General features: G+C 63.0%; 23 protein-coding genes. 14 read left to right on the top strand and 9 right to left on the bottom strand.

The window, feature by feature from the left end; genetic code table 11:
• The first annotated feature begins 48 nt into the window (after positions 1 to 48).
• Positions 49 to 771 carry an ArsR/SmtB family transcription factor gene (locus ASC97_RS02260; protein WP_057466724.1) on the top strand — a complete coding sequence of 241 codons (723 nt, stop codon included), beginning with the start codon at positions 49 to 51 and terminating at the stop codon, positions 769 to 771.
• A 28-nt stretch (positions 772 to 799) separates the two neighbouring features.
• Here ASC97_RS02260 and ASC97_RS02255 read toward each other — a convergent pair whose 3' ends face one another.
• Positions 800 to 1,471 (bottom strand): GntR family transcriptional regulator, encoded by a 672-nt coding sequence (locus ASC97_RS02255; protein WP_057466723.1) that lies wholly within the window; start codon positions 1,469 to 1,471, stop codon positions 800 to 802.
• A gap of 37 nt (positions 1,472 to 1,508) precedes the next feature.
• Positions 1,509 to 1,655 carry a hypothetical protein gene (locus tag ASC97_RS33735; protein ID WP_156390302.1) on the bottom strand — a complete coding sequence of 49 codons (147 nt, stop codon included), beginning with the start codon at positions 1,653 to 1,655 and terminating at the stop codon, positions 1,509 to 1,511.
• On the opposite strand from ASC97_RS33735, the gene ASC97_RS02250 reads away from it, so the two are divergent.
• Positions 1,654 to 2,343, top strand: a complete 690-nt coding sequence (locus ASC97_RS02250) for an HAD family hydrolase (protein ID WP_057466722.1) — start codon at positions 1,654 to 1,656, stop codon at positions 2,341 to 2,343. The two genes, ASC97_RS33735 and ASC97_RS02250, sit on opposite strands and share 2 nt — an antisense overlap.
• 65 nt (positions 2,344 to 2,408) lie before the next feature.
• On the opposite strand, the gene ASC97_RS02245 is transcribed toward ASC97_RS02250, so the two are convergent.
• Entirely contained in the window at positions 2,409 to 3,329 is a 921-nt protein-coding gene (locus ASC97_RS02245) for a diacylglycerol/lipid kinase family protein (protein WP_057466721.1), read from the bottom strand.
• A 66-nt stretch (positions 3,330 to 3,395) separates the two neighbouring features.
• Positions 3,396 to 4,043: a hypothetical protein gene (locus ASC97_RS02240; protein ID WP_057466720.1), complete on the bottom strand. Its 648-nt coding sequence runs from the start codon at positions 4,041 to 4,043 to the stop codon at positions 3,396 to 3,398.
• Positions 4,044 to 4,278: 235 nt separating this feature from the next.
• Between ASC97_RS02240 and thrC the strand changes: the two genes are divergently transcribed.
• From thrC to ASC97_RS02220, 4 genes are read left to right on the top strand one after another with little or no spacing between them, the layout of a single operon-like run.
• The gene (gene thrC / locus ASC97_RS02235) at positions 4,279 to 5,679 is read left to right on the top strand and encodes a threonine synthase (protein ID WP_057466719.1); all 1,401 of its coding nucleotides are present in this window, start codon (positions 4,279 to 4,281) and stop codon (positions 5,677 to 5,679) included.
• Positions 5,680 to 5,706: 27 nt separating this feature from the next.
• Positions 5,707 to 7,005 carry a M16 family metallopeptidase gene (locus ASC97_RS02230; protein WP_057466718.1) on the top strand — a complete coding sequence of 433 codons (1,299 nt, stop codon included), beginning with the start codon at positions 5,707 to 5,709 and terminating at the stop codon, positions 7,003 to 7,005.
• Between the two features lie 29 nt (positions 7,006 to 7,034).
• Positions 7,035 to 7,649, top strand: a complete 615-nt coding sequence (locus tag ASC97_RS02225) for a GNAT family N-acetyltransferase (protein WP_057466717.1) — start codon at positions 7,035 to 7,037, stop codon at positions 7,647 to 7,649.
• Positions 7,646 to 10,558: an EAL domain-containing protein gene (locus tag ASC97_RS02220; RefSeq protein WP_057466716.1), complete on the top strand. Its 2,913-nt coding sequence runs from the start codon at positions 7,646 to 7,648 to the stop codon at positions 10,556 to 10,558. Before ASC97_RS02225 ends, ASC97_RS02220 begins: the two co-directional genes overlap by 4 nt.
• Positions 10,559 to 10,664: 106 nt before the next feature.
• On the opposite strand, the gene ASC97_RS02215 is transcribed toward ASC97_RS02220, so the two are convergent.
• The 3 genes from ASC97_RS02215 to ASC97_RS02205 form a co-directional block, all read right to left on the bottom strand.
• Positions 10,665 to 11,753: a zinc-binding metallopeptidase family protein gene (locus ASC97_RS02215; RefSeq protein WP_057466715.1), complete on the bottom strand. Its 1,089-nt coding sequence runs from the start codon at positions 11,751 to 11,753 to the stop codon at positions 10,665 to 10,667.
• An 84-nt stretch (positions 11,754 to 11,837) separates the two neighbouring features.
• The gene (locus tag ASC97_RS02210; protein WP_057466714.1) at positions 11,838 to 12,029 is read right to left on the bottom strand and encodes a CsbD family protein; all 192 of its coding nucleotides are present in this window, start codon (positions 12,027 to 12,029) and stop codon (positions 11,838 to 11,840) included.
• A 186-nt stretch (positions 12,030 to 12,215) separates the two neighbouring features.
• Complete coding sequence (locus ASC97_RS02205) at positions 12,216 to 12,821, bottom strand: YqgE/AlgH family protein (protein WP_057466713.1); 606 nt, start codon at positions 12,819 to 12,821, stop codon at positions 12,216 to 12,218.
• A 139-nt stretch (positions 12,822 to 12,960) separates the two neighbouring features.
• Between ASC97_RS02205 and ASC97_RS02200 the strand changes: the two genes are divergently transcribed.
• Together ASC97_RS02200 and ASC97_RS02195 are read left to right on the top strand one after the other, a co-directional pair.
• Positions 12,961 to 13,800 carry a protein-disulfide reductase DsbD domain-containing protein gene (locus tag ASC97_RS02200; protein ID WP_057466712.1) on the top strand — a complete coding sequence of 280 codons (840 nt, stop codon included), beginning with the start codon at positions 12,961 to 12,963 and terminating at the stop codon, positions 13,798 to 13,800.
• Positions 13,801 to 13,864: 64 nt separating this feature from the next.
• The gene (locus ASC97_RS02195) at positions 13,865 to 14,350 is read left to right on the top strand and encodes a peroxiredoxin (RefSeq protein ID WP_057466711.1); all 486 of its coding nucleotides are present in this window, start codon (positions 13,865 to 13,867) and stop codon (positions 14,348 to 14,350) included.
• Positions 14,351 to 14,423: 73 nt separating this feature from the next.
• Here the strand turns inward: ASC97_RS02195 and ASC97_RS33730 are convergent, their stop codons facing one another.
• Positions 14,424 to 14,561, bottom strand: coding sequence for a hypothetical protein (locus ASC97_RS33730; protein ID WP_156390301.1), 138 nt, complete (start codon positions 14,559 to 14,561; stop codon positions 14,424 to 14,426).
• 88 nt (positions 14,562 to 14,649) lie between these two features.
• Between ASC97_RS33730 and ASC97_RS02190 the strand changes: the two genes are divergently transcribed.
• The 5 genes from ASC97_RS02190 (at position 14,650) to ASC97_RS02175 (ending at position 18,325) form a co-directional block, all read left to right on the top strand.
• A complete protein-coding gene (locus ASC97_RS02190) occupies positions 14,650 to 15,546 on the top strand; it encodes a LysR substrate-binding domain-containing protein (protein WP_057466710.1) in 897 nt (298 codons plus the stop codon).
• 135 nt (positions 15,547 to 15,681) lie between these two features.
• Entirely contained in the window at positions 15,682 to 15,804 is a 123-nt protein-coding gene (locus ASC97_RS35885) for a hypothetical protein (RefSeq protein ID WP_274534134.1), read from the top strand.
• A complete protein-coding gene (locus ASC97_RS02185) occupies positions 15,801 to 16,541 on the top strand; it encodes a metal ABC transporter ATP-binding protein (RefSeq protein ID WP_057466709.1) in 741 nt (246 codons plus the stop codon). Before ASC97_RS35885 ends, ASC97_RS02185 begins: the two co-directional genes overlap by 4 nt.
• Complete coding sequence (locus ASC97_RS02180) at positions 16,538 to 17,410, top strand: metal ABC transporter permease (RefSeq protein ID WP_057466708.1); 873 nt, start codon at positions 16,538 to 16,540, stop codon at positions 17,408 to 17,410. Before ASC97_RS02185 ends, ASC97_RS02180 begins: the two co-directional genes overlap by 4 nt.
• Positions 17,411 to 17,425: 15 nt before the next feature.
• Positions 17,426 to 18,325, top strand: coding sequence for a metal ABC transporter solute-binding protein, Zn/Mn family (locus ASC97_RS02175; RefSeq protein WP_057466707.1), 900 nt, complete (start codon positions 17,426 to 17,428; stop codon positions 18,323 to 18,325).
• Between the two features lie 39 nt (positions 18,326 to 18,364).
• On the opposite strand, the gene ASC97_RS02170 is transcribed toward ASC97_RS02175, so the two are convergent.
• On the bottom strand, positions 18,365 to 18,673 hold the full coding sequence (locus ASC97_RS02170) for a Dabb family protein (RefSeq protein WP_057466706.1): 309 nt from the start codon (positions 18,671 to 18,673) through the stop codon (positions 18,365 to 18,367).
• Between the two features lie 240 nt (positions 18,674 to 18,913).
• Between ASC97_RS02170 and fdhA the strand changes: the two genes are divergently transcribed.
• Positions 18,914 to 20,104 carry a formaldehyde dehydrogenase, glutathione-independent gene (gene fdhA, locus ASC97_RS02165; RefSeq protein ID WP_057466974.1) on the top strand — a complete coding sequence of 397 codons (1,191 nt, stop codon included), beginning with the start codon at positions 18,914 to 18,916 and terminating at the stop codon, positions 20,102 to 20,104.
• Positions 20,105 to 20,182: the final 78 nt, after the last annotated feature.

The raw sequence follows: 20,182 nt of genomic DNA, 5'->3' as shown, positions 1-20,182 counted from the left end.
CAGTCTTCGCATGTTGCCTGGCGACAATGCTTCGGTTACGATCGAAGTATGAAAGAAGGACCTGACATCGCCCAGATCGGGGCGCTCATCGGCGACCCCGCCCGCGCCAACATGCTGACCGCGCTGATGGGCGGCAAGGCGTTGACGGCAACGGAGCTGGCGGCCGTCGGCGGCATCACCGTGCAGACGGCAAGCACGCACCTCGCCAAGCTCGAGGCGGGCCAGTTGCTCGCCCAGCGCAAGCAGGGCCGCCACCGCTATTTCACGCTCGCGGACGACGGCGTCGGCAAGCTTCTGGAAAGCATCATGGGCTTTGCCGCCGGGCGCGGGCATCTGCGGCACCGGCCGGGTCCGAAGGAGCCGGCGCTGCGCAAGGCCCGGATCTGCTACGACCATCTGGCCGGAGACTACGGTGTCCGGATGCTGGACAGCCTGATCGCCAAGGGCGCGATCGATGCGGTCGGGGACGGGCTTGCCGTTACCCGGCAAGGCGAAAGCGCGCTGAAATGCATCGGCATCGATGTTGGCGACCTTAAATCGTCGCGCCGTCCGCTCTGCCGCTCCTGCCTGGACTGGAGCGAGCGGCGGGCGCATCTGGCAGGCAGCGTCGGCAAGGCGCTGCTGTCGAACTTCCTCGAAAAAGGCTGGGCCCGGCGCACGGCTGGAAGCCGGTCGGTGATCTTCTCACCTGACGGCGAGCGGCAGTTTCTTGCGCTCTTTCCGCTGCATCAGGCGGACCGATCGTCTCCCGCACAATCGGTGGAAACCTGACCTCCCCGGCGCTTCGCAAAACAGGCGATCAGCCAACGATGGCAAAGGCTTCCCGGGCACCCGTGCCCTTTTGAGCGGATGGCGGCGCACGGCCGATCCACTGCACATGCCTCTCGAGGATGGAGGCGGCCTCCTCCACCCTGCCCTGCCGGAGTGCCAGCAGAATGGCGCGATGGTCGTGGTCGGTGCGCTTTTCCCAACCTGAACGCCAGGCGGAAAAGAGAAAGCGGGCGCTTGCCGCATGAAGGTCGTCGATCGAGGCAAGCAGGCGACCCATGCTGCAGGGCGCGAGAATCAGCCGGTGGAAGCGCCGGTTCGCATCCTCCCAGGCCTGGACATCTGCGGCCGCGTCGCCGTCGCGGGTGGCCTCCTCGGCAGCATCGAGGATGGCGGGGGTCAGATGCTGGGCGGCATGGCGCAATGCCAGCACTTCGAGCGCCGCGCGCATTTCAGCGACCTCGCGCACCTCCTTGAGGTCGAAGGACGCGACGCGGACGCCTCGGCGCGGCTCGCTGATCGCCAGACCCTGCGCCTCCAGCCGCCGGAAAGCCTCGCGCACCGGCACGTGGCTGGTGCCGAATTCTTCGGCGATATGATCCTGGCGAAGACGCAACCCCGCCGGCAGTTCTCCGTGAACGATGCGGTCGGCGAGAACGCGACTGATGCGGCTTGCGATTGTGTCTTCAGGTTCTTTGCCCATGCTCATCCATTAGAGAGCCGGAATTGGCTTGTCGAGGCTAGAACGGCGGCGTGCGGCCGGCAAATTCCGGCAGGGAGGCGGCAAAGCCGCCCGCAGCGCGCAATCCAGCCATGTCGCGCGGCCGGTTGAGCTTCGGCCAACCATGATGTAAAGCGGCATCATCCCAAACAAGGCTTGATATCATGGACGGCTTCGACCTCATCATTTTCGACTGCGACGGCGTTCTGGTCGATTCCGAAATCATCGCGGCGCAAGTCGAGTCCATGCTTCTGACGGAAGCGGGCTATCCGATCAGCGTCGAGGAGATGGGCGAACGTTTCTCGGGCATGACCTGGGAGAACATCCTTTTCCAGGTCGAGCGCGAGGCAAGCATCCCAATTTCGGCGTCGCTGCTCGACAAGTCCGAGCAGCTGCTCGACCTGCGTCTGGAGCAGGACGTGCAGGCGATTGCCGGCGTTCAATCGGCCCTGTCCCGGCTGAGCCTCAAGCGCTGCATCTGCTCCAACTCCAGCAGCAAGCGCCTCGACATGATGCTCGGCAAGGTCGGCCTCAAGCAGCTGTTTGCGCCGCACATCTTCTCGGCCAAGGATCTGGGCGCCGATCGCGTCAAGCCGAAGCCGGATATTTTCCTGCATGGCGCCAAGCAGATGGGCGTTTCACCTGCACGGGCCGTGGTCGTCGAGGATTCTGTTCACGGTATCCATGCGGCGCGTGCGGCCGGCATGCGCGTCATCGGCTTCACCGGTGCCTCGCATACCTACCCCTCGCACGCGGACACGCTGACGGACGCAGGCGCCGAGACCGTCATCTCGCGGATGACCGACCTGCCGGGCGTCGTCGCTGCCCTCGCCGAATGGGAAGGCGCTCTCTGAGCGACGACCGCTGTTCGTATTGCATCGCTCTCGCGATTGAAAGACGCCCTGTCGCTTCGAAAAAGCTAGATCTTGAGACTTAGCGCCCCGGGAAGCACCTCGAAGCGGGCCGGGATCTGTCCCGGGGCTTCGCCGTCGCTGTCGATCAACGCGATCCTCTTTCCGATTGGCCAGGCTTCGACACATTTGGCCCTGTGAATGGTGACGAGCGGGCTCTTGAGGTGGCCGCCGCTGTATATGCTGTTCATCAGCATCAGGACCTTCAGCCGCGGCGCGGCGCGGATGATGACGACGTCGAACCAGCCATCGGCCACATCCGCATCCGGCGCCACCTTCATGCCGCCGCCGAACCAGGCGCCGTTGGCGACCGCGACCGTGGTGATCGCCCCCTCGTAGACATCCTTGCCATCGAGCCGGAGACGGACGCTGCAGGGCTTGTAGCGCAGGATCTGCATGAGGCTGTGGTAAAAGAAGACGATGCGTCCGGGCAATCGCCGATGGCTGCGCGCGGCGTTGACTGCACGGACGATCTGTCCGGAAACGCCAAAGCTCGCAATGTTGGCAAAATGCCGCGCGAGATTGTCGCCATCCTCGTCGCTGCATGTCAGCAGACCGGCATCGATCTGCCGGATCGCCGGGGATGTCAGATGCTCGGCAAGCGTTTCCGGGATCTCAGGCATGTCGAAGTTGCGGGCGAAATCGCAGCCGGTGCCGGTCGCGATGAAAGCGAACGCCGTTTCGGGACGGCTCGACTTCAAGACGCCGCTCGCTACCTCGCCGATCGTGCCGTCGCCGCCGACGGCAACCACGAGATGGGAACCGCCCTCCGCCAGCTCGCGCCCGAAACGCTCGGCGTCGCCGAACCCTTCGGTCTCGCGCAAGCTGATGTCGGCGCGCCTTGTCTCCAAAGCACGCCTCAGCATCGACCAGAACAACTTTCGTCCACGCCGGCCGGAGGCCGGATTCACGACGATGCCGATCTTCACCTGATCCTCTTTACCACAGCTGGTTGGAAGCACCGTAACGCCAGGGTACAAGGAAGGGTGCCGGAGTTATTTCTTCTTCTTGCCGCCTTTCGGCGCGCCTTGATCAAAGCCGACATTGACGCGAACGAGAGCGCCTGAGCCGACCGGCAGCTTGATGCCATCCTTGCGGAACAACACCTGCGTGGCAGCGGTCGATGAAACATCCGCGGGGAAGTTGGTAACTTCCGAGTACAGCACATCCTCGCCATCGAGAACCGTGATACGAACGGGCAGCGTCACATTGCCCGAATTGCCGGCCGGTCCGGCGAGGACACGCATCTGCGCCACCACCGTCATCGTCAGGTTCGTTTCGTTCAGGGTGCACTGGCGCGTGTAATTCGCGATCGAAGCCTGGTAGGCCAGCTTCTCAGCGTCGCCAGTCCTGGCCCCGCCGGCGTAGCTGCGATAGATCGCGTCGGCATCCTTCATGTAGATCTGGGGGCATGCGCCCTGTACGACCTGGGCCGTGGCCCCCGACGCCGTCGTCGCCGTACCGATGGACGGATTGTTCGAAGAGGGATTGGCGGGCGCCAGCGGCATGATCTGCGCCGTCCCGCCGGACTGGGCCGGCGCTTCGGCCTTGTTCTCCCCGCCACCCATGCCGAGAGAGTTGCAGCCGACCAGAACAGCGGCGACCGATGCAGAAACGATAAGACGCGAGACCTTGCCAAGCACGACTATTCCACCCTCTTCACAAAGTTTTTTGGCAGGCCCGATGAGTTGCAGACAGGGCCTTTCGTGACAGTTTGCGATGGTCTATATCAGCGGCGCAAACAAAAATCGATTGGGTAAGCACTGTTTTGATGCACATTTCGGGACTGCTGTCGGCCAAGCACGACGGGGCGAGCGAGATGCTACGCGGGGCACGCTTTCTCTCCAGGCCGGATTCCCTCCGGCCGGCACATCAAGGATGACGACAGTGGATTATATCTCGACCCGCGGCGAAGCCCCTTCCCTCGGTTTTTGCGATGCATTGCTGACGGGCCTGGCGCGTGACGGCGGGCTGTACGTCCCCCGTGAGTGGCCGCAATTCTCGAAGAAGGACATCCGGGCGCTTCGCGGAAAGAGCTATCAGGATATCGCCTTCACGATCCTTTCGCCCTTTACCAACGGCGAGATTCCCGACGACACCTTCCGGGCGATGATCGACGAAGCCTACGGCACCTTCCGTCATCCGGCGATTGCGCCGCTGGTGCAGACGGGACCGAACAGCTTCGTGATGGAACTGTTCCACGGCACGACGCTTGCCTTCAAGGACGTCGCCATGCAGCTCCTGGCACGCTTGATGGATTATGCGCTGGAGAAGCGCGGCGAGCGGGCCACCATCGTCGGGGCGACGTCGGGCGACACCGGCGGCGCGGCCATCGACGCCTTTGCCGGGCGCGAGCGCACCGACATCTTCATCCTTTTCCCGCACGGCAAGGTCTCGCCGGTGCAGCAGCGGCAGATGACGACCTCCACGGCTGCCAATGTTCACGCGCTTGCCGTCGAGGGCAATTTCGACGATTGCCAGAACCTCGTCAAAGCCATGTTCAACGACGCCGCCTTCCGCGACAAGGTTCGCCTTTCCGGCGTCAATTCGATCAACTGGGCGCGCATCATGGCGCAGATCGTCTACTACTTCACGACATCGATCGCGCTCGGCGGCCCCGACCGCAGGATCTCGTTCACGGTGCCGACCGGCAATTTCGGGGACATTTTCGCCGGCTACTGCGCAAAGCGCATGGGCCTGCCGATGGGCAAGCTGGTGGTCGCCACCAACGAGAACGACATCCTCGCGCGCACGCTGAAGACAGGGCGCTACGAGATGAAGGACGTCAAGGCGACGACCTCGCCTTCGATGGACATCCAGATTTCCTCGAACTTCGAGCGCCTGCTGTTCGAGGCCTACGATCGCGACGCATCCAAGGTGCGCGCCGCGATGGACAGCCTGAAGCAGTCGAACGGCTTCGAGATCGCGCCGGACGCTCTCGCCTTCATCAGGAAGGACTTTCGCGCCGGCCGCGCCAGCGAAAAGCAGGTTGCCCAGACGATCAGGAAGACCGTCGCCGAAACCGGTTACCTGCTGGACCCACACTCCGCCATCGGTGTTTTCGTTGCGGAAAAACACGAAAAGCCGAACATGCCGATGGTCACGCTCGCCACGGCTCACCCGGCAAAATTCCCGGCGGCCGTAAAATCCGCCTCCGGTATTGACCCCGCGCTTCCAACGTGGCTTGCTGATATGATGCACAAGGAGGAGCGTTTCCAGATCATCAAGCCCGAGCTCAAGGCCGTTGAAACCTTCATCGGCAAGCATATCCGGGCCTGATAGACGGCAGGCGCAGAAAGATAGCCAATGACAGTTGAGTGCACCCGGCTCAAATCCGGGCTGACAGTAGTCACACAGACCATGCAGCATCTCGAAAGCGCTGCGCTCGGCGTGTGGATCAAATCAGGTTCGCGTAACGAAACGGAAGACGAGCACGGCATTGCCCACCTGCTCGAGCACATGGCCTTCAAGGGAACGGCACGCCGAAGCGCTCGCGACATCGCGGAGGAAATCGAGGATGTCGGTGGCGAAGTCAACGCCGCGACGTCCACCGAGACGACGTCCTATTACGCCCGGGTTCTGAAAGACCACGTGCCGCTCGCTGTCGATATCCTTGCCGATATCCTGACGGAATCCGCCTTCGAGGAGGACGAACTCGAGCGTGAAAAGCAGGTCATCCTGCAGGAAATCAACGCCGCGAACGACACGCCCGACGACGTGGTCTTCGACAAGTTCTCCGAGACTGCCTATCGGGACCAGACGCTGGGCCGCGCCATTCTCGGCACGCCGCAGACCGTCGTTTCCTTCACCCCGCAGCAGATCCGCGGCTATCTCGGCCGCAACTATACGACCGACCGCATGTTCGTGGTCGCGACCGGCGCCGTGCAGCATGACGAATTCGTGCGCATGGTCGAGGACCGCTTTGCATCTCTGCCGACGGCTCCGAACGCGCCGCCTGTCATGGAAGCTGCGAAGTATATCGGCGGCAACATCCGCGAGACGCGCGACCTCATGGATGCGCAGATCCTCCTCGGCTTCGAGGGCAAGGCCTACCACGCCCGCGATTTCTACTGTTCGCAGATCCTCGCCAATATCCTCGGCGGCGGCATGTCGTCCCGGTTGTTCCAGGAAGTGCGCGAAATCCGCGGCCTCTGCTATTCGATCTATGCGTTTCACTGGGGGTTTTCCGACACCGGCATCTTCGGCATCCACGCCGCGACCGGGGGCGAAAACCTGCCGGAGCTGGTGCCCGTCATCGTCGACGAGCTGCACAAGTCGGCGGCGAAGATCGACCAGAAGGAAATCGAGCGTGCCCGAGCGCAGATCCGCGCCCAGCTGCTGATGGGCCAGGAAAGCCCGGCAGCGCGAGCCGGCCAGATCGCCCGGCAGATGATGCTTTATGGCCGACCTATCTCCAATCCGGAGATGATGGAGCGCCTCGAGGGCATCACCGTCGAACGCCTGACGGACCTCGCCGGGCGCCTGTTCTTCGACACCGTGCCGACGCTGTCGGCGATCGGCCCGCTCGAGCATCTTGCACCGATGGAAGATATCGCCGCGTCGCTTTCCTCGCCTGCCCTTCAGGGCAAACAGGCCGTACTCTGAACCGACGTCCACCCTGCCGGGAGTAATCGATGCCAAAATCGGTTTTTCGGTTCCTATCGCGGCAGCCGGAAGCAGTGGAGCTTGAGAACGAGCAATATGTGCTCCGCCTGCCCCGCTACCAGGACTTCAATCAATGGCACAAGCTGCGGGCGGCAAGCCGGCAGTTCCTGGAGCCCTGGGAGCCGACCTGGCGCCGCGACGAACTGACGGAGGGCGCCTACCGCGCCCGCGTCATTCGCGGCAAGCAGGAATATGCTTCCGGACAGGCGATCCCGCTGTTGCTGTTTCACAAGCACAGCAGGACGCTGCTTGGCGGCATCACCATCGGCTACATCCGGCGGGGCGCCGCGCAGAGCTGCATGATCGGCTACTGGATGGGTGAAGCCCATGCCGGCCAGGGCCATATGTTCGCCGCACTTCGGTTGGTTATACCCTATATCTTCGCAGGGCTTGAGTTGCACCGTATCGAAGCAGCCTGTATTCCAGACAATGCGCGGAGCATCCGCCTGCTTGAAAAGGCCGGGTTTCAGCGGGAGGGCTATCTGCGCGGATACTTGAAAATCAACGGTCAGTGGCATGATCACGTGATGTTTTCACTACTGGCCACCGATACGGATAAAGGCAGGACAACCGACAGCCGATGACTACAAACCGCATGCTGCCCTTCTCACCGGCCGGACGACTTATCGCGGTGATCGCAGCTCTTTTTCTGTCGGCTTTGGCACTGATGGCAGGTGCCGCGCAGGCAGCCGAGCCCGTGAAGATCTCGCGTGACGACACGGCGCTCGACCTGACCGCCACCACCGAAATCTATGCCAACCAGGGCGAGGCCTTCCAGGTCTCGACCGCCGCCGGCGCGGACGGTATCCGCCGCCGCATCGAGGTACGCTCCAGTTCGGACAATCATCAGGGCGACTGGGCGGTGTTTGCGCTGGCCAACGTCTCGGACGAGCAGCTGGAGCGCGTTATCGTCGCCCCGCATTTCCGTCTCGTCAATTCCAAGCTTTTCTGGCCTGACCTCGGCTCGCAGCGCATCATCGCGATCACGCCAAGCGAAGGCTTTGCGCTTGATCGGCAGCCGAGCGACGAGGCGGACGTCTTCCGCATCACGCTCAACCCGGGTGCCGTCATTACCTTCGTCGCGGAACTGGCGACGCCCGAGTTGCCGCAGATCTATCTCTGGGAACCGGACGCCTACAAGGACACGATCAACGCATTCACGCTTTATCGCGGCATCGTTCTCGGTATTGCCGGCCTGCTGGCGGTGTTCCTGACGATCCTGTTCGTCGTCAAGGGGACCTCCATGCTGCCGGCGACGGCAGCACTCGCCTGGGCGGTGCTCGGCTATATCTGCGTCGACTTCGGCTTTCTCGGAAAGCTCGTCAGCATTGCGTCGGCGGACCAGCGAATATGGCGCGCCTGCGCGGAGGTGGCGCTGGCATCGAGTTTCGTGATCTTCCTGTTTACCTACCTGAACCTGAACCGCTGGCACACGCATCTCGGCTACCTGACGCTTGCGTGGGTCCTTGGCCTTGCGCTTCTCTTCGGCGTCGCAATCTACGACCCGTCGATTGCCGCCGGCGTGGCGCGACTGTCTTTTGCCCTTACCGCCACGCTCGGCCTTCTGCTGATCGTCTACCTCGGCCTCAACCGCTATGACCGCGCCATCCTCCTGGTTCCGGCCTGGGGGCTCATTCTCGTCTGGATCTTCGGGGCATGGCTGACGATCACCGGCCGGCTCGACAACGACATCATCCAGCCTGCGCTCGGCGGCGGCCTCGTCCTCATCGTGCTGCTCATCGGCTTCACGGTGATGCAGCATGCCTTTGCCGGCGGCGCATTCCAGCAGGGGCTGTTTTCGGACCTGGAGCGGCAGTCCCTTGCGCTGACCGGTTCCGGCGACATGGTATGGGACTGGGACGTGGCGCGCGACCGCGTCGTCACCATTCCTGATGTTTCCGTCAAGCTCGGCCTTTCGCCGGGAGCCATGCATGGCGCGGCGCGCAACTGGCTGCCGCGGCTGCATCCCGACGACCGCGACCGCTTCCGCGCCACGCTCGACGTGCTGCTCGAACATCGCCGCGGACGGCTGAACCACGAATTCCGCATCCGCGCCGAGGACGGCCATTTCCATTGGCTCCTGATCCGCGCCCGTCCTGTGCTCGGCTCGAACGGCGAGGTCATCCGTTGCGTCGGCACGGTGGTCGACGTGACCGAACAGAAGAACTCCATCGACCGTCTGCTGCAGGATGCCCTCCACGACAACCTGACGGGCCTGCCGAACCGCCAGCTGTTCCTCGACCGGCTGCAGGGCGTGCTGGCGCTGGCTCCCGGCGGCGAGACGCTTCGGCCGACCGTGATGGTGATCGACATAGACCGCTACAAGCTGGTCAACGATGCGCTGGGCATTGCGGCCGGCGACAACATCCTGATTGCGCTTACGCGCCGCCTGCGCCGGCTGCTCAAGCCCCAGGATACGCTGGCCCGCCTCTCCGGCGATCAGTTCGGTCTCATTCTGACGTCCGAGCGCGATCCGGCGAAAATCGCCGACTTTGCCGACGCCGTCAGCAAGGCGATCATGGTGCCTATCAATTTCGCCAACCGAGAGATCATCCTGACGGCGTCGATCGGCCTTGCGTCCTTCGTCGACCAGCAGGAAAACGCATCCGGCATGCTGAGCGATGCGGAACTTGCGATGTACCGTGCCAAGCGTGCCGGGGGCAACCGCGTCGAGCCGTTCCAACCGGCGTTCCGCGATTTCGGCGCCGACAGGCTGCAACTGGAATCGGACCTTCGCCGCGCACTGGAGCGCAAGGAACTCTCGATGGTCTACCAGCCGATTGCAGGGCTGGAGGACGTGGAGATCGCAGGCTTCGAAGCGCTGATGCGCTGGGAGCATCCCAAGCGCGGCAGCATTCCGCCGTCCGAGTTCATTCCGATTGCCGAAGCCTCCGACATCATCAACATGCTCGGCATCTTCGCGCTCGAGCAGGCGACGAACGACCTGATGGGCTGGGAAAACCAGACCGGCGAGCTGCCGATCTTCGTCTCCATCAACCTGTCGAGTGCACAACTGCTCAACAACGAGCTCTACGACGACGTGCGTTCGGTCCTGGCCAAGACGCATTGCGATCCGTCGCGCCTGAAACTTGAACTGACGGAATCCATGGTCATGGAGAACCCGGAGCAGGCGCGCCTCGTGCTGGAGAAACTGAAGGACATCGGGCTCGGCCTGGCACTCGACGACTTCGGCACCGGCTATTCGTCGCTCGCCTACCTCACGCGCTTCCCGTTCGACACCATCAAGCTCGACAAGGCACTGGTGTGCGACACCAGCGACCGGAAGTCGACCGTGCTCCGCGCGGTCATTTCCATGGCGCGCGAACTGGACATGAAGGTGGTGGCGGAGGGCATCGAATCCAACGACGACGCAATCGAGCTGGCAAAAATGGGCTGCACCTACGGCCAGAGCTATCTTTTCGGACCGCCCATGGCTTCCGAGTCGGTCCTGCGCCTGCTCAAGGAGCGCTTCCCGCTGACGAAGCGGGCGTAGTGCATCTGCGCTTTTCTTCGAATCGCGAAACCGCTCCGTCTTTTTGTCTTTACGCACCGGACGCAAAACCGCGGCGCGCGTTTGCCGGCATTGCTCTCGGCCAACCTCAGGCCGCCGCTTGTCGCCGTTCCGACGCGGCGTCCTGGATCAGGCGATGCAGGTATTCGAGCTTGACGACGACAGCCGCCGAGAGGACGAAGGGGTATGAGTCTCGCTGCCCCATGCTGCGCTGGATGGCGTTGATGGCAACCGTCAGCGGTACCCAGGCGCTGACCAGCTGTTCAGCGCTTGCCGCCCTGTACGGATCGAAATCGACTTCCGACGCCATTTCCTCGTGGCCGCGTGGGTCGATCGCCAGGCCGAAACTGCGTGCAGTCTCCAGTGTATCGACGATATGGAGGTAGTGCGCGAAGCATTCGGCGAAATCCTCCCAGGGATGCGAGGCAGCGTACGCACTGATGAAGGTCTGCTGCCAGCCGAGCGGTGCGCCGTTTGCGTAGTGGTATTGCAGGGCCGCTGCATAATCCGCGCGTTCATCTCCAAACACCGCGCGAAATCCCTCGAAGCCGCCATGATCGCGGACCAGCCGGTTCCAGGCGAAATGCCCCGTTTCGTGGCGGAAATGGCCGAGCAGCGTGCGATAGGGCTCGTTCATGGATGCGCGGGCCAGCTCGCGCGTAAGATCGTCGGCCTCGGCGGCGCGGATTGCGATCAATCCCTCCTCGTGCCCGGTCATTGCCGGAACGACGTTGCCGTCCTGCTGAATGCTGTCCTCGAGGAAATCGAAGATAAGGCCGCTGACAGGATCGCTTTGACGATCCGGGGGCGAGAGATTCCAGCGCAGCAGCGAGTAGAAAAGGTGTCGTTGCGACTGGCTGATGCGCCGCCAGCGGTCAATCCCGTCCTGCGTGTCGACGTTCGGCACGAGCCTGTTGTAGCGGCACGCAATGCAATAGCCGCTTGGGTGGCCGTCGGCGACCAGCCAGTTGCAGATATCGAGCGCTGCATTGGCGCAGAAGCGAACATCGCGATGAGGCTGGGCCAGAAGCTGCCAGCCGCCGCCGTCGTCTCGCGGATCAAGCGCGTGCATGGAAAGGTCATCCGGCAGGAAGCCCAACCGATGGCTGCAGCGCATGCACTGACGATTGTCGAAGTGAATGACCTGATCGCAATTGTCGCAGGCAAACAGCCTCATCTGGTCTCTCCATTCAACTGACACGCACCGCAAAGCCCGCCATGCGATGCATGGCGGGCGATACCTACGCCTGAGAACCAGGCGTTACAGCCGATCGACGGCGTCCTTCAGCTTGTCCTTGGCGGTGCCGGTTGCGACCTGCACCTTGCCCTTTGCTTCCTGAACTGCGCCTTCTCCACGCAGCGCATCGTCACCTGTCGCCTTGCCGACCGCCTGCTTCGCCTTGCCGGCAATCTCATTGGTTTTACCGGAAATCTTGTCGGTGGTGCTGCCCATCCAAATGGCTCCTTTTTCAGCGGACTTGGTCGCCGCTTGCCAACAGGAAACACGCGCAGGCTCAAATCGTTCCGATAATTGTGGGCTGTTCGACTGCTGCAGACGTCGCTCGACGATGCGCATCTTCGTACAGGGCGCAGTGGAAAACCGAGCAGGCGCCCGGCAACAGGGGCAGGCTTGGCGGGGTCAGGCGTGGCCGGCCTCGGTCGAGAGCATGGCGGCGCTCACACCCATCCCGGCAAGGGCGCGCTCATACTTGTCGTCGAGGCTGCGATCGAAGATCAATTCCTCGTTCGCGGGGCAATTGAGCCATCCGTTGCTGCCGATCTCCGCTTCCAATTGTCCGGCTCCCCAGCCGGCATAGCCAAGCAGCATGGTCGCGCGCTTCGGGCCGTTCCCCTTGGAGATGGCTCGGATGATGTCCAGCGTCGCGGTCATGCAGATATCGTCGCTGACGGGGATGCTTGATTCAGAGAGGTAATCGTCGGAGTGGAGCACGAAACCGCGACCGCTCTCGACAGGGCCGCCGGTCTGGATCGGCAGGTCGCGCGAATGGGGAGGCAGCACGATCGCCTCGTCGTCCTTGATCATGTCGAGGTGCAGCAGCACATCGGTAAAGGTGAGATCCTGGGGGCGATTGATGATGAACCCCATGGCGCCGGCGTCCGAATGGGCGCAGATATAGATGACCGCGCGGGAAAAATTGCTATCCATCATGCCCGGCATGGCAATGAGGAACTGGCCATCGAAGAAGCCGCGTTCACGTCTGTTCTTCAGCGTCGATAAGGACATTATTCCTCCTGCTGCCAGACCGCCGAGGCCCCGACACCGGAAGCATGAGCCAATGTCCGGGATCAATCAACTGAAAATGAGAATTTAATTGAGCGAAGCTTCTGGCCGAAGCCTGCTGTTTTCAATAAGCGTTTGTACCATGAGTTTTATTTCCCTTCCCATACGCCGTATCCTGACGATCGCCATGGCATCCGGTCTCTTGCTCTCGGTCTGGACACCGGCGCGTGCGGAAATGAGCGCGTGGGCCGACAACGAAGGCGGCCGGATGCGTCTGATCGCCCTGCCCCCGGACGCGAGCGGGACGATCCGCGCCGGCCTGCAGATCGAGCCGAAGCCCGGCTGGGTCACCTATTGGCGCGAGCCCGGAAACAGCGGCATCCCGCCTCAGATCACATTCCCGCCCGAAACCGGCATCGTGCTCGACCGCATGGAATACCCGGTCCCCAGGCATATCGCCGACGGGAAGGTCGACGAGGTCGTCTACGACGCGCCCGTGACGTTCCCGCTTCAGCTGTCGGTAAAAAACGCGGCGGCCGGCGAGATCAAGGCCGATGCGTTCATCGGCATCTGCAAGGATATCTGCGTGCCGTTCCAGGCACGGTTCGCGCTCAAGCTTTCGCCCGTGCCGCAATCGCGCCCGCAGGAGGAAGCGATCCTCGCTGCGGCGGACGCAAGGCTACCCGAAACGCCGTCGTCGGAGTTCGAGGTGACGAAGTACGCGTTTTCCGATGACATGCGGGAATTGACGCTGAGGGTTGCCCTGCCTGAACCGGGGGAGACCACACCCGTGGTTATCGTCACGGGTCCGGGCGGTCACGTTTTCACGCGGCAGTTGAGCAGCAAGCGCGACGGCGCGGTGTTCACCACCACCATCTCCATCGGCAAGCTTCCGACGAACTACGATGCTGCCGGCAACACCTGGAGCGCACTCGTCATCGACGGCACGCGGGCGATCGAAGCCCCGCTTGCCTTTGAATAGGCTCATCCTATAGTCCACCCACAATCCGGCGGCCTCGCCGCCATCCCAGAACGAGGATAAATCCATGACGATCGCAATCGGCGACACGCTTCCCGCAGCCACCTTCAAGGAAAAGACGGCGGAGGGCCCGGTCGAAACGACGACCGAGCAGTTGTTCAAGGGCAAGCGCGTCGTGCTGTTCGCGGTGCCGGGCGCCTTTACGCCGACCTGCACGCTGAACCACCTGCCCGGCTATCTGGAAAACCGCGACGCGATTCTGGCCCGGGGCGTCGACGACATCGCCGTCATTGCCGTCAACGACTGGCACGTCATGGGCGCATGGGCGCAGTCTTCGGGCGGCCTGGGCAAGATCCACTTCCTCGCCGACTGGGACGCAGGCTTCACCAAGGCGCTCGGCCTCGACGCCGACCTCTCCGGCGGCGGCCTCGGCGTTCGCTCCAAGCGCTATTCGATGCTGGTCGAGGACGGTGTCGTCAAGTCGCTCAACGTCGAGGAAAATCCCGGCCAGGCAACGGTCTCCAGCGCCGCCACGATGATCGAACAGCTGTAGGCGAAGCAATAGCTGACGAGGGCGCCGTGCTTGGGCACGGCGGTCTCCACCTTGTCGGCGGGAGACTTTCATTTCAGTCGTGTTCGGCCTGTCGGGTTTGCCGTCCGCGTCCCGGATTGCCTTCCTTGGTAGTTCTCGATGCGCTCGTGCGCGACTGAAACGTCGCGAGGCGCAATGCCTCGGTGAGGGCTTCCCAAATTTCCTGCCACATGGTCGCTTCTCCTTTGCGACCATTCAATCCACTTGCCCAAATCTCTCAAACGAGCTTATCGTCGGCTTCGGATAACCTGAGGTTATGGATGAAGCGCGGGCGCCTGCCGTTGACGGCATTGAGAACCTTCGAAGTTGCCGGGCGGCTCAGAAGCTTCACGGCGGCGGCGGACGAGCTGTTCGTCTCTCAGGCAGCCGTCAGCCGGCAGGTTCGCGAACTTGAGGCGGCACTGGGACACCGACTGTTCGAGCGGAAGCATCGCAGCGTCGCGCTGACGCCCCATGGCGAACGGCTGCTTTCCGTCCTGACGGACGCTTTCGACAGGATCGGAGACGGCCTGGAGAGCATTCGAAACAGCGACCGATCCTCAGCCGCAATCGTCAGCTCCGAACCTTCCTTCGCCGCGTGCTGGCTGCTCCCCCGTTTACCCCGGTTTCAGCGGGATCACCCTGACATCGACATCGTTCTCGACGTCGATCCACGCCTGATCGAATTCCGGACCGATCAGGCCACCATCGCCATTCGTCACAGCGCTCGGAATACGCACTGGCCGCGGGTGGAATGCCGGCGTCTGATCGACGTCACGATGGTGCCCGTCATCGCACCGGACATGGTCCGGCATGACGCGCCGCTGACAAGACCGTCCGACCTGCTCCACTACCCCCTCATTCACGAGGAAAATCGCGATCTGTGGCAGTCCTGGTTCGATATTGCCGACCCCGATACCCCCGCCGCAGTGGAACGCGGGATGGTCTATCCCGATAGCGGCCTGGTTTTGCAAGCCACGTTGCGCGGTCAGGGTGTGGGCCTGATCGACGATTTCTTCGTCCGCGAGGAGATATCCGCAGGCCGGCTGATCCAGCCATTCGCCACCACCATTTCCCATGGCGCATACTGGATCGTGGCAAGACATTTCGACGCCGTCCCCGCGGCGACGGCGACGTTCATAGGCTGGATGGAAGCGGAAATGCGCGATGGGTCATAGGCCTGACGCGTTGCATCGACAGATAGGCGTCTCTCGCTCCACCTTTCGTACCTGAAAATCCAATCGCCTCCATTTCGCCACATTCGTTATAACATAACACGTAATGTTATTACATATTTTGAGGGCAGAGTGAGTATGCCGAAAAGACGTATCGCGGCCGGGCTTCTCGGCCATTCCGCCGTCAACCGCGCGTGCGGCGCGCTGCTGGCGATCGGCGTGCTCTGGACGGCGATCTCCTGGGCGGTGCGTTTGCCATGAGTCCGGATCTGATCCGGCTTTCCAACCTGACGGTTGCCTACGACAGGCACCCGGCGGTCCATCGCATTTCCGGAAGCATCGCCGTGGGCAGCCTGACGGCGATTGCCGGGCCGAACGGCGCCGGCAAGTCGACACTGCTGAAGGCGATCATGGGTGAACTGCGCCCCGCCGAAGGACGCGTCGAACACCTTTTGCAACGCACGGACTTCGCATACCTGCCGCAGGCGGCCGACATCAATCGGCGCTTCCCGATTTCCGTACTGGACACGGTATTGCTCGGCGCCTGGCGGCAGGCCGGCGCGTTCGGGCGGGTCGCCGAAAGCGAGAGGGCGCAAGCGCTTGAGGCCGTTAAGGCAGTCGGGCTGGAGGGGCTCGGGGCACGGCAGATCGGCTCCCTCTCCGCAGGCCAGCTGCAGCGCGTGCTCTTTGCCCGGCTGCTGCTCCAGGACGCGAAAGTGATTCTCCTCGACGAGCCCTTCACGGCAATCGACGCCCGCACCACGCGCGACCTGATCGACATCATCCTGCGGTGGCATGGCGAGAACAGGACTGTCGTCGCGGTGCTTCACGATTTCGAGCAGATCCGGGCCCATTTTCCGCAAACGCTGCTGATCGCGCGGGAAATGGTCGAATGGGGGCCAACGGCCGACGCGATGTCGTCGCCGAACCTGCTGAAGGCCCGCGCCATGGCCGAACGGTGGGATGAAGACGCAGGCGTCTGCGAGCCCGCCGCATGAGTGCCTACGATCTGCTTCTCGCGCCGTTCGTCGACTACGGCTTCATGCGCCGGGCGCTTGTCGCCTGCCTCTGCCTGGGCCTCGGATCGGGGCCGATCGGCGTGTTCCTGATGCTGCGGCGGATGAGCCTGGTCGGCGATGCGATGAGCCACGCCATCCTGCCGGGTGCCGCAATCGGCTATCTCGTCGCCGGCTCGCTGTCGCTGACGGCGATGGGCATCGGCGGGCTGGTGGCCGGGCTCGCGGTGGCGCTGCTGTCGGGCGCCGTCAGCCGTTCCACCGTGCTGCAGGAGGATGCGAGCTTCGCCAGCTTCTACCTGGCATCGCTTGCGCTCGGCGTCCTGATCGTCTCGCTGCGCGGCTCGAACATCGACCTGCTGCACGTGCTCTTCGGTACGATTCTAGCGATCGACGCCCCTGCCCTCTACCAGATCGGCGCCATCACCTCGCTGACGCTTCTGGTCCTCGCCATCATCTACAGGCCGCTCATCGTGGAGTGCTTCGATCCGAGCTTCCTGCGCGCGATCGGTGGCCGCGGTTCTGCATACCATTTCCTGTTTCTGCTGCTCGTCGTTCTCAATCTCGTTGCGAGCTTTCAGGCGCTCGGGACGCTGATGGCGGTTGGGCTGATGATGCTGCCGGCGGCGATCGCCCAGCTCTGGTCGCGCAGCCTGCCGTCGATGATGGGCGTTGCCGCCGCAAGCGCCACGGCCTCCGGCTATCTCGGCCTGGTCGCGTCCTACCATCTCGAGCTCGCCTCCGGGCCGACGATTATCATGACGGCTGCCCTGATCTACGGCTTTTCCATCTTCTTCGCACCGTCGGGTCTTGTCCGGCGCCTTTTCCCCCGCCCGCATCTGAAGGGCTGACAACAGGAGACTCCCATGATTTCCCGCAGGCTTTTACTTTCCACTGTGCTGCCCGTGCTGGTGAGCCTGTCCGCCATGCCGGCCTCGGCCGAAACGCTGAAGGTCGTCGCTTCCTTTACCGTGCTTGCCGATGTGGTCAAGCAGGTCGGCGGCGAGCATGTGAAGGTCACCAGCCTCGTCGGTCCGAACGGCGACCCGCATGAATTCGAGCCTTCGCCTGCCGATGCCAAGAGCCTCAATGCAGCGAAGGTCACCTTCGTCAGCGGCGAGGGCCTCGAGGGGTGGATGGACAGGCTGATCAGCGCATCAGGCTACAAGGGCCGGCCGGTCATCGCCTCCGAAGGGATCAACACCCGCACCATGGAAGAGGACGGCCGGACCGTCACCGATCCGCATGTCTGGAACAGCCCTGTCAATGTGAAGGTCTGGGTAGCGAATATCGAGAAGGCCCTGTCTGCCGCCGACCCCGCGGATGCCGCCGCCTTCAAGGCCAACGCCGAGGCCTACACCAAGACGCTCGATCAGCTCGATGCCTATGCGCGTTCGAAATTCGCAACGATACCGGCCGGCCGCCGCAAGGTGCTGACCAGCCACGATGCGTTCGGCTATTTCGGCCGCGAGTACGATGTCGGCTTCCTGGCACCGCTCGGGGTCTCGACCGAGAGCGAAGCCTCGGCCGCAGACGTCGCCAAGCTGATCGAGCAGATCAGGGCGGAGCACGTGAAGACCTATTTCTTCGAGAACTCGAACGACTCCCGCCTCGTCAAGCAAGTGGCCAAGGCTACCGGCGCGGAGCCTGGCGGCGAGCTGTACGTCGAATCCCTGTCCGACGCCAAGGGACCGGCACCGACCTATGAGACGATGTTCCGCTACAACGTCAACCAGATCTCCGCCGCGATGGCGAAATCCAGCTGACGGCCGGAACGACCGGCTGATCCCCAGACGTGGCGAACCCTAGACCTGGAGATCGAACACGATCAGCCCACCCAGGCCCCCGTCCGTCGACGAGACGATGCGCTCGCCGACGGCCACATGGTCGGGATGGACGAGATAGACGTCGCGAGCCTCCGGACTTTCGAAAGTCACGGCAAAACCATCGACAAAACCGGCATGCAGGCCTTCCGGCGACACGTTCGGGCCGTGCTTGATGTCGAGAATGCCAGGGATGAGCTGCTTCAGCGCGACGATCGATTCGAACAAGGACTGCTTCTCTTCACCCGACATAGCGGCCTTCAGCCGCATCAGCACGCAGTGCAGGATCATATGGTGACCTCCCGAATGATATCGCGGGCACAATAAAGGGAAAACATGACAGGGCAAGCAACAAAGGTCGGGCGGTGTCCGCGCGAAGTGCGCAAGCATCTGGGTCGCGGCCATTTCCGGCGTCCAAACCGTCGTAAACGGAACGACCCGCCGCCCGTTCTGGATTAAGCTGCGGCGATCGACTGCGTACGGAAGAGGAGCCGTACGCGGATGACAGCATTTTCAACGGAGGAGATGAAAATGAGCAAGAACCGAGGCGTCGTCTACATGCGGCCAGGCAAGGTCGAGATCCACGACATCGACGATCCGAAGCTCGAGGCGCCCGATGGCCGCCGTATCGAGCATGGCGTCATCCTGAGGGTCGTTTCGACCAATATCTGCGGATCGGATCAGCACATGGTGCGCGGCCGCACCACTGCCATGCCGGGGCTGGTTCTCGGCCACGAAATCACCGGCGAGATCATCGAGAAGGGCGTCGATGTCGAGATGCTCGCTGTCGGCGACATCGTCTCCGTCCCGTTCAACGTCGCCTGCGGCCGCTGCCGCTGCTGCAAGGAGCAGGACACCGGTGTCTGCCTGACGGTCAATCCGTCGCGCGCCGGCGGCGCCTACGGCTATGTCGACATGGGCGGCTGGATCGGCGGCCAGGCCCGCTACGTCACCATCCCCTATGCCGATTTCAACCTTCTGAAAATTCCGGACCGCGACAGGGCGATGGCGAAGATTCGCGATCTGACCATGCTCTCCGACATCCTGCCGACCGGCTTTCACGGCGCCGTCAGGGCGGGTGTCGGTGTCGGGTCGACCGTCTATGTCGCCGGTGCCGGCCCGGTCGGGCTCGCGGCGGCCGCTTCGGCCCGTATCCTCGGAGCAGCCGTCGTCATGATCGGCGACTTCAACAAGGATCGCCTGGCGCATGCCGCCAAAGTAGGCTTCGAGCCGATCGACCTCTCGAAGAGCGATCGTCTCGGCGACATGATTGCGCAGGTGACGGGCACCAACGAGGTGGACAGCGCCATCGACGCCGTCGGCTTCGAGGCACGCGGCCACAGTGGCGGCGAGCAGCCGGCGATCGTGCTCAACCAGATGATGGATATCACCCGTGCCGCCGGATCGATCGGCATTCCCGGCCTCTACGTCACCGAGGACCCCGGCGCAGTCGACAATGCCGCCAAACACGGCAACCTCGCGCTGCGCTTCGGCCTCGGCTGGGCAAAGGCGCAGTCCTTCCACACCGGCCAGACCCCCGTCCTGAAGTACAATCGCCAGCTGATGCAGGCGATCCTGCACGACCGCCTGCCGATTGCCGACATCGTCAATGCGAAGGTCATCCCGCTGGAAGACGCAGTTCAGGGCTACGAACTGTTCGATCAGGGGGCGGCCACCAAGTTCGTGCTCGATCCGCACGGGGACGTGGCGAAGGCTGCCTGAGACTTGGAGCATTTCCGCTTTTCTTCGAATCGCGGAAACGCTCTATCTTTTTGATTTTACGCAATTCCGGACGCAAGA

Origin of the sequence: Rhizobium sp. Root1203 (assembly GCF_001424945.1) — a bacterium.
Classification (GTDB): Bacteria; Pseudomonadota; Alphaproteobacteria; order Rhizobiales; family Rhizobiaceae; genus Rhizobium.
The sequence above is the reverse complement of the archived record's forward strand: the minus strand, read 5'-3'. Positions and strand labels throughout refer to the sequence as shown.

Coding starts and splice junctions, on each gene's coding strand:
- ASC97_RS02260 (WP_057466724.1), top strand. CDS start 49: ATGAAAGAAGGACCTGACATCGCCCAGATCGGGGCGCTCATCGGCGAC.
- ASC97_RS02255 (WP_057466723.1), bottom strand. CDS start 1,471: ATGGGCAAAGAACCTGAAGACACAATCGCAAGCCGCATCAGTCGCGTT.
- ASC97_RS02250 (WP_057466722.1), top strand. CDS start 1,654: ATGGACGGCTTCGACCTCATCATTTTCGACTGCGACGGCGTTCTGGTC.
- ASC97_RS33735 (WP_156390302.1), bottom strand. CDS start 1,655: ATGATATCAAGCCTTGTTTGGGATGATGCCGCTTTACATCATGGTTGG.
- thrC (WP_057466719.1), top strand. CDS start 4,279: ATGACGACAGTGGATTATATCTCGACCCGCGGCGAAGCCCCTTCCCTC.
- ASC97_RS02230 (WP_057466718.1), top strand. CDS start 5,707: ATGACAGTTGAGTGCACCCGGCTCAAATCCGGGCTGACAGTAGTCACA.
- ASC97_RS02225 (WP_057466717.1), top strand. CDS start 7,035: ATGCCAAAATCGGTTTTTCGGTTCCTATCGCGGCAGCCGGAAGCAGTG.
- ASC97_RS02220 (WP_057466716.1), top strand. CDS start 7,646: ATGACTACAAACCGCATGCTGCCCTTCTCACCGGCCGGACGACTTATC.
- ASC97_RS02215 (WP_057466715.1), bottom strand. CDS start 11,753: ATGAGGCTGTTTGCCTGCGACAATTGCGATCAGGTCATTCACTTCGAC.
- ASC97_RS02210 (WP_057466714.1), bottom strand. CDS start 12,029: ATGGGCAGCACCACCGACAAGATTTCCGGTAAAACCAATGAGATTGCC.
- ASC97_RS02205 (WP_057466713.1), bottom strand. CDS start 12,821: ATGTCCTTATCGACGCTGAAGAACAGACGTGAACGCGGCTTCTTCGAT.
- ASC97_RS02200 (WP_057466712.1), top strand. CDS start 12,961: ATGAGTTTTATTTCCCTTCCCATACGCCGTATCCTGACGATCGCCATG.
- ASC97_RS02195 (WP_057466711.1), top strand. CDS start 13,865: ATGACGATCGCAATCGGCGACACGCTTCCCGCAGCCACCTTCAAGGAA.
- ASC97_RS33730 (WP_156390301.1), bottom strand. CDS start 14,561: ATGTGGCAGGAAATTTGGGAAGCCCTCACCGAGGCATTGCGCCTCGCG.
- ASC97_RS02190 (WP_057466710.1), top strand. CDS start 14,650: ATGAAGCGCGGGCGCCTGCCGTTGACGGCATTGAGAACCTTCGAAGTT.
- ASC97_RS35885 (WP_274534134.1), top strand. CDS start 15,682: ATGCCGAAAAGACGTATCGCGGCCGGGCTTCTCGGCCATTCCGCCGTC.
- ASC97_RS02185 (WP_057466709.1), top strand. CDS start 15,801: ATGAGTCCGGATCTGATCCGGCTTTCCAACCTGACGGTTGCCTACGAC.
- ASC97_RS02180 (WP_057466708.1), top strand. CDS start 16,538: ATGAGTGCCTACGATCTGCTTCTCGCGCCGTTCGTCGACTACGGCTTC.
- ASC97_RS02175 (WP_057466707.1), top strand. CDS start 17,426: ATGATTTCCCGCAGGCTTTTACTTTCCACTGTGCTGCCCGTGCTGGTG.
- ASC97_RS02170 (WP_057466706.1), bottom strand. CDS start 18,673: ATGATCCTGCACTGCGTGCTGATGCGGCTGAAGGCCGCTATGTCGGGT.
- fdhA (WP_057466974.1), top strand. CDS start 18,914: ATGAGCAAGAACCGAGGCGTCGTCTACATGCGGCCAGGCAAGGTCGAG.